Genomic DNA, 6,296 nt, shown 5'->3' on the forward strand with positions numbered 1-6,296 from the left:
AGTTGAGACCTCCGGCGTTTCATGGGAATACGGCGCCAAACCTGTCCACGGGAGCAAGCCATGACCTACCGCGCGCCAATCTCTGACATGCTGTTGTCGCTCAACCATGGCGCGGGCCTGAAGGCCGCCGTGGAGGCCGGCCATTACGGCGATTTCGACACCGAGATCGTCACGGCCGTGCTGGAGGAAGCCGGCAAGTTCGCTTCGGAGGTGCTGGCGCCGCTCAACAGCGTCGGCGACGAGCACGGCATCAAGCTCGCCGACGGCAAGGTCACGACCGCACCGGGCTGGCCGGACGCCTACAAGCGCTGGACCGACGGCGGCTGGAACGCGGTGTCCGGGCCGGAGGATTTCGGCGGCCAGGGCCTGCCGATCGCGATCAACGCCGCCTGCACCGAGATCTGGAGCGCCTCCAACCTCGCGTTCGGGCTCTGCCCGCTGCTGACGGCCTCGGCGATCGAGGCGCTGGATGCGCATGGCAGCGACGAACTCAAGACCGTCTATCTCGAGAAGCTCGTCACCGGCGAATGGACCGGCACGATGCAGCTCACCGAGTCGCAGGCCGGCTCCGACGTCGGCGCGCTGCGCACCCGCGCGGAGCGTGAAGGCGACGGCACCTATCGCATCAAGGGGACGAAGATCTTCATCACCTATGGCGAGCACGACATGACCGACAACATCGTGCATTTCGTGCTGGCCCGCCTGCCGGACGCGCCGGCCGGCACCAAGGGGATCTCGCTGTTCCTGGTGCCGAAGTTCATGGTCAATGCAGACGGCTCGCTCGGCGCGCGCAATGACATTTTTGCCTCTGGCGTCGAGCACAAGCTCGGCATGCACGCCTCCCCCACCTGCACCATGACCATGGGCGATCATGGCGGCGCGATCGGCTTCCTGATCGGGGAAGAGAACCAGGGCATGCGCTGCATGTTCACGATGATGAACCAGGCCCGCCTCGGCGTCGGCCTCGAAGGCGTCGGCGTCGCCGACCGTGCCTATCAGCAGGCCCTCGCCTACGCGCAGGAGCGCAAGCAGGGCCGCGCCGTCGGCAGCAAGGGCGACGGCTCGGACGCGATCTTCGTGCATCCCGACATCAAGCGCATGCTGATGCGGATGCGGGCGCAGACCGCCGCGGCGCGCACCATCTGCTATGCGACCGCGGTCGCGCTCGACGTCTCCACGCGCGCCAGCGACGCCAAGGTGCGGGCAGACGCCGCCGCGCGCGCCGCGCTGCTGACGCCGCTGGCAAAGGCCTATTCCACCGATGTCGGCAACGAGGTCGCCTATCTCGGCGTGCAGGTGCATGGCGGCATGGGCTTCATCGAGGAGACCGGCGCGGCGCAGCACTATCGTGACGCCCGCATCACCACGATCTACGAGGGCACCAACGGCATCCAGGCGATCGACCTTGTGACGCGCAAGCTCGCGGCCAACGGCGGCGCTGCGGTGTGGGCGCTGGTGTCGGAGCTTTCCGGCATCGTCAAACAGGTCGAAGCCTCCAACGATCCCGCCTTCGGCACCACCGGCACAAAGCTGCGCGAGGCGCTGGAGGCGCTGACCCGCACCAGCAAGTGGCTTCTGGAGCGGGTTGCGTCCGCGCCGAACGAGGCGCTCGCAGGCGCCACGCCCTATCTCCAGCAGTTCGGCGCCACGCTCGGCGGCTGCATGCTGGCGTCCGAGGCGCTCGCCGCGAAAGCCGACGGCAATACGGACGCGCCGCGTTACGTCTCGCTTGCGCGCTTCTTCGCCGAGAACATCACGGTGCAGGCTGGCGCGCTGGAGCGGACGGTGACGGAGAGCGCGGAGTCGGTCGCGGCGGCGGATGCGGTGTTGCTGGGGTAGGTGGGGCAATGCCTGCCAAACATTCGGTGTCGTCCCGGCGAAGGCCGGGACCCATAACCACAGGGAGCAGTTTGGCGAAGATTGGCAGTTAAGCGGTCTTACCGCGGTACTGCGATCCAGACACTGTCGATGGATCACGCGGTATGGGTCCCGGCCTTCGCCGGGACGACACCTAGAATATTGCGTGCTCCGAGCCAACTCATCCCGTTACGCACGCTCCGTTTCGCCCCGGCCGCCACAGCACGGTCGACGCCGCGACGAGATCGAGCACGACGCACAGCGCGAACGCCGTCGTGTAGTTGCCGGTCAGGCTGTGCACGAGGCCGACGATGCCGGGGCCGAAGGCGCTGACGATGCCGCTGATCGAGGTCCCCAATCCCATCGCGGCGGCGAAGGCGCTGGCACCGATCTCGCGCTGGATGATCAAAGGCGGGAACGTGATCATGTTGCCGATCGAAAAGCCGTAGACGGCGCAGCACACCAGCAGCACCGTCGGGCTCGTGCTCTGCACGAGAACGAACAGCGCCGCAGCCTGGCTCGTCATCGAGGCCGCGCAGGCAAGCCGCGGATCGAGCCGGTCGACGAACAGGCCGAGCGACAGGCGGCCGACCACGGCCATCGCCGCCATGATGGTGACCGCGAGGCCGGCGGCGTAGCGGCCGACGAGCGGCTCGAGAAACGTCACCTGGTGGATGATGAATCCCATCTGCGCCATCAGCGCGATCGCGATCGGCAGCACCATGGTCCAGAACGCTGCATTGGCGAGCAGCGCCTTGCGCGAGTGAACGGCCGGCGCGGCCGTGCCGCCGCCGGACGGACGTCCGCCCGATGCCAGCGGCATCTCGGCCGGCCAGCCGGTGAAGATCACGACCACCGGCAACACCAGCACCACCATCGCCATCGTCGCGGCAAGCATGGCGGAGCGRAAGCCGATGCTGCCGGTCAGCGTCAGCAGCAGCGGAACGAGGACGATGCCGCCGCAGGTCGCGCCGTTGAAGGCGAGGCTGAGCGCGAGCCCGCGACGCCGTTCGAACCAGGAATTCAGCACGGTTGCGATCACGACGGTGCCCATGCCGGTCCAGCCGACCGACATCAGCGCGTAGGCGAGATAGAGCTGCCAGGGCGTCTGCATCAGTGCCAGCAGCACGGTCGAGGCGCCGAGCGCCGACAAACCGCACAGGATCAGCGATCGCAGCCCGATGCGCGCCAGGAGATTGTCGGTGAAGATGACGAGGACGGAGGTCAGCAGAAACGAGAACGTGCTGGCGGCGGAGACCAGCGTGCCCGGCCAGCCATGCGTGCGCTGGAGTTCCGCGAGATAGACGCCCTGGCCGTAGAGGCCGAAGCCGAACATGAAGAAGGCCATCAGGAAACAGGCCAGCACCACGCGCCAACCGCGATAATGCAGCGAGGATTCGTCAACGTCCGTTGCGGCAATCATCAATCACGCAATCGACCAAATGGAACGAGACGGGACATCGTGCCGTACAACCACCGGTTTTTCAATTGAAACATTGTAGCCGATTGTTGCAACGCGCAACAGCATGTAAGGTCATGTGGTCGCGCGATCCATTGCAGTGCAGTTCCCGGACGATGCAGCGATGGCACGAGCGCCGTGGCCGGGCTCACGGGGATTCCCGTCGAAAAGGTCGAGCGGGCGGATTGGCACGCCCGTGGGATGATGTAGGCTGAAGCAAGCGAGACACGCCACCGGCAAGCGCCGCGGCGACCGCAGGGGGGCTCTCATGTCGAACGGCAATATCGTCGTCACCGAAGAGCGCGCAACGCGCGTGATCACCCTGCGCCGGCCGAGCAAGAAAAACGCAATCACGCAGGACATGTATCGCGAGATGAGCCGTGCGATCGACACCGCACAGAACAATCCCGACATTCGCTGCATGATCATCACCGGCGGTTCCGGCGTATTCACCGCCGGCGACGACATCGACGATTTCATGCAGGCCGGCGGGGCGAGCTCCGAGACGCTGACGGACGGCGCGCGCTTCCTCTACTCGCTCGCCCTCAACGTCAAGCCGATCATCGCGGCCGTGGACGGCGCGTCGATCGGCATGGGCACCGTGATGCTGTTCCACTGCGACTATGTGCTGGCATCGACCGCGGCGACCTTTTCCGCGCCCTATATCCATCTCGGGCTGGTGCCGGTCGGCGCTTCCAGCCTGCTGATGCCGAACACGATGGGCTACCAGCGCGCCTTTGCGATGCTGGTGATGGGACGGACCTTCACCGCGGCGGAGGCGCACGCCGCGGGCTTCGTCAACACCGTGGTCTCGCCTGGACATACCGAGGTCGAAGCCCGCAAGGTGGCGCGCGAGATCTGCAAGATTCCGGCCGAGGCGGTTGCGATCTCGCGCAAATTGCTGCGCGCCGCGCCGGAAGAGCTCACCCGCCGCATCGACCAGGAAAGCCATCTGTTCGGCGAGCGGCTGAAGTCGGACGAAGCGACCGCCGCGTTCAATGCGTTCGCGAACAGGAAGAGGCGCTAGACACCCACGATCGTCATTCCGGGGCGCGACGGAGTCGCGAACCCGGAATGACGGCGAGAAGCTTCGTGAAATCTTCGTGCGAAACCACTAATCTTGTTCCATGCGATACATCTCCCGCCCCATCCTTGCTGCCCTCGCGCTCGCCTCCGCCCTCCCCGCGTCGGCCCAGACCGCCGCGCCGGTCGAGCTGCGCATCCTCGCGATCAACGATTTCCACGGCAATTTGCGGCCGCCGCCGGGCGGCATCCGCATCGGCGATCCCGAGGACAAGGCCAAGAAGGTGATGGTGGCGGCCGGCGGGGCCGAATACATGGCCACGCTGGTCAGGCAATTGCGCGAAGGGCACAGGAACACGATCTTCGTCGCCGCCGGTGACCTGATCGGGGCGAGCCCGTTCCTGTCGGCGATGTTTCACGACGAGCCCTCGATCGAGTCGCTGTCGATGATGGGGCTTGCGATCACCTCGGTCGGCAATCACGAATTCGACGAGGGCAAGACCGAGCTGCTCAGGATGCAGAACGGCGGCTGCCATCCGGTCGACGGCTGCCAGGGGCCGCATCCCTTCACCGGCGCGAAATTCCACTACCTCGCGGCCTCCACCATCGAGACCACGACCGGCAAGAGCGTGCTGCCGCCCTACGAGATCCGGGAGTTCGACGGCATCCCCATAGCCTTCATCGGCCTCGCCTTGAAGGAAACCGCGGGCATCGTCTCGCCGGCGGGCATCGCCGGCCTCGAATTCCGCGACGAAGCCGAGACTGTGAACGCGCTCGTGCCGCAACTGAAGGCGCGCGGCGTCGAGGCGATCGTGGTGCTGATCCACCAGGGCGGCGAGCCTGCCGGCGACTACAATGAATGCCCGGCCATTACGGGGCCGATCGTCGATATCGTGAAAAAGTTCGACCGCGCCGTCGACGTCGTCGTCAGCGGCCACACCCATCGCGCCTATGTCTGCGACATCGACGGACGGCTCGTCACCAGCGGCGACAAATACGGCACGCTGGTCACCGCGATCGATCTCAAGCTCGATCCGGCCACGCGCGACATCGTCAGCGCCAACGCCGAGAACGTCATCGTGGCGAATGCCTCGCTGGCCACGGACCCCGAGCAGACCGCGCTGATCGAGGCCTATGACAAGCTCGCCGCCCCGATCGCCAATCGCCCGGCCGGATCGGTGACGCAGACGCTGTCGCGCGTGCCGAACGAGGCCGGCGAGAGCGCGCTCGGTGACGTCATCGCGGACGCGCAGCTCGCCGCGACGAAGGCCGCGAAGGACGGCGGCGCGGTGATCGCGCTCACCAATCCCGGCGGCATCCGCACCGACATCGCTCCGAAGGAGAACGGCGCGGTGTCCTTTGGCGACCTGTTCGCGAGCCAGCCGTTCCGCAACCGCCTCGTCACCATGACGCTCACCGGCGCCCAGCTCAAGGACATGCTCGAGCAGCAATGGCTCGATCCGAAACGGCCGCGAATCCTCCAGGTGTCGAACGGGTTCAGTTATACCTGGGACGCGGCGAAGCCGTTCGGCGAGCGCGTCGTGACCGAGACGATGACGCTCGACGGCAAGCCGCTCGAGCCGGCAAGCGGCTACCGCGTCACGCTCAACGACTACCTCGCCGTCGGCGGCGACGGCTTCACGGCCGCCAAGCAAGGTGCTTCGCCGCAATATGGCGGCTACGATGCGGACGCGCTGTTTGCATTCTTCAAAGCGCACGGACCGATCGGCCCCCTGCCGCTCAGCCGCATCCTTCGCTCGAATTGATCTGGATCAACCGGGCCGGAACGGAACCACCGTTTGCCATTCCCGGCCGAACGCATAGATTGCGTTTTGCGTTGCGTTTTGGCGCCGGATGCGCCAAGCGACGTCAAGAGCCCGCATCCCATGAGCCCGACCTGATGAGCACGCTTCTCCTCTCCCACACGGCCTGCCTCGACCACGTCACGCCGCCGGGA

General features: G+C 66.3%; 4 protein-coding genes. 3 read left to right on the top strand and 1 reads right to left on the bottom strand.

Going from position 1 to position 6,296, the window contains the following annotated elements; genetic code table 11:
• The first annotated feature begins 60 nt into the window (after positions 1–60).
• A complete protein-coding gene (locus ACXJL8_RS01465; RefSeq protein WP_456619722.1) occupies positions 61–1,839 on the top strand; it encodes an acyl-CoA dehydrogenase in 1,779 nt (592 codons plus the stop codon).
• A 199-nt stretch (positions 1,840–2,038) separates the two neighbouring features.
• Here the strand turns inward: ACXJL8_RS01465 and ACXJL8_RS01470 are convergent, their stop codons facing one another.
• Positions 2,039–3,280, bottom strand: a complete 1,242-nt coding sequence (locus ACXJL8_RS01470) for an MFS transporter (RefSeq protein ID WP_456619723.1) — start codon at positions 3,278–3,280, stop codon at positions 2,039–2,041.
• A gap of 304 nt (positions 3,281–3,584) precedes the next feature.
• On the opposite strand from ACXJL8_RS01470, the gene ACXJL8_RS01475 reads away from it, so the two are divergent.
• Both ACXJL8_RS01475 and ACXJL8_RS01480 read left to right on the top strand, forming a co-directional pair.
• Positions 3,585–4,343 (top strand): enoyl-CoA hydratase-related protein, encoded by a 759-nt coding sequence (locus ACXJL8_RS01475; RefSeq protein ID WP_456619724.1) that lies wholly within the window; start codon positions 3,585–3,587, stop codon positions 4,341–4,343.
• A gap of 100 nt (positions 4,344–4,443) precedes the next feature.
• Positions 4,444–6,105, top strand: coding sequence for a bifunctional metallophosphatase/5'-nucleotidase (locus ACXJL8_RS01480; RefSeq protein ID WP_456619725.1), 1,662 nt, complete (start codon positions 4,444–4,446; stop codon positions 6,103–6,105).
• Positions 6,106–6,296: the final 191 nt, after the last annotated feature.

Source organism: Bradyrhizobium sp. P5_C11_2, assembly GCF_054049755.1.

What these genes read in the sequence shown, in the direction of transcription:
- ACXJL8_RS01465 (WP_456619722.1), top strand. Translation starts at nt 61, where the DNA reads ATGACCTACCGCGCGCCAATCTCTGACATGCTGTTGTCGCTCAACCAT.
- ACXJL8_RS01475 (WP_456619724.1), top strand. Translation starts at nt 3,585, where the DNA reads ATGTCGAACGGCAATATCGTCGTCACCGAAGAGCGCGCAACGCGCGTG.
- ACXJL8_RS01480 (WP_456619725.1), top strand. Translation starts at nt 4,444, where the DNA reads ATGCGATACATCTCCCGCCCCATCCTTGCTGCCCTCGCGCTCGCCTCC.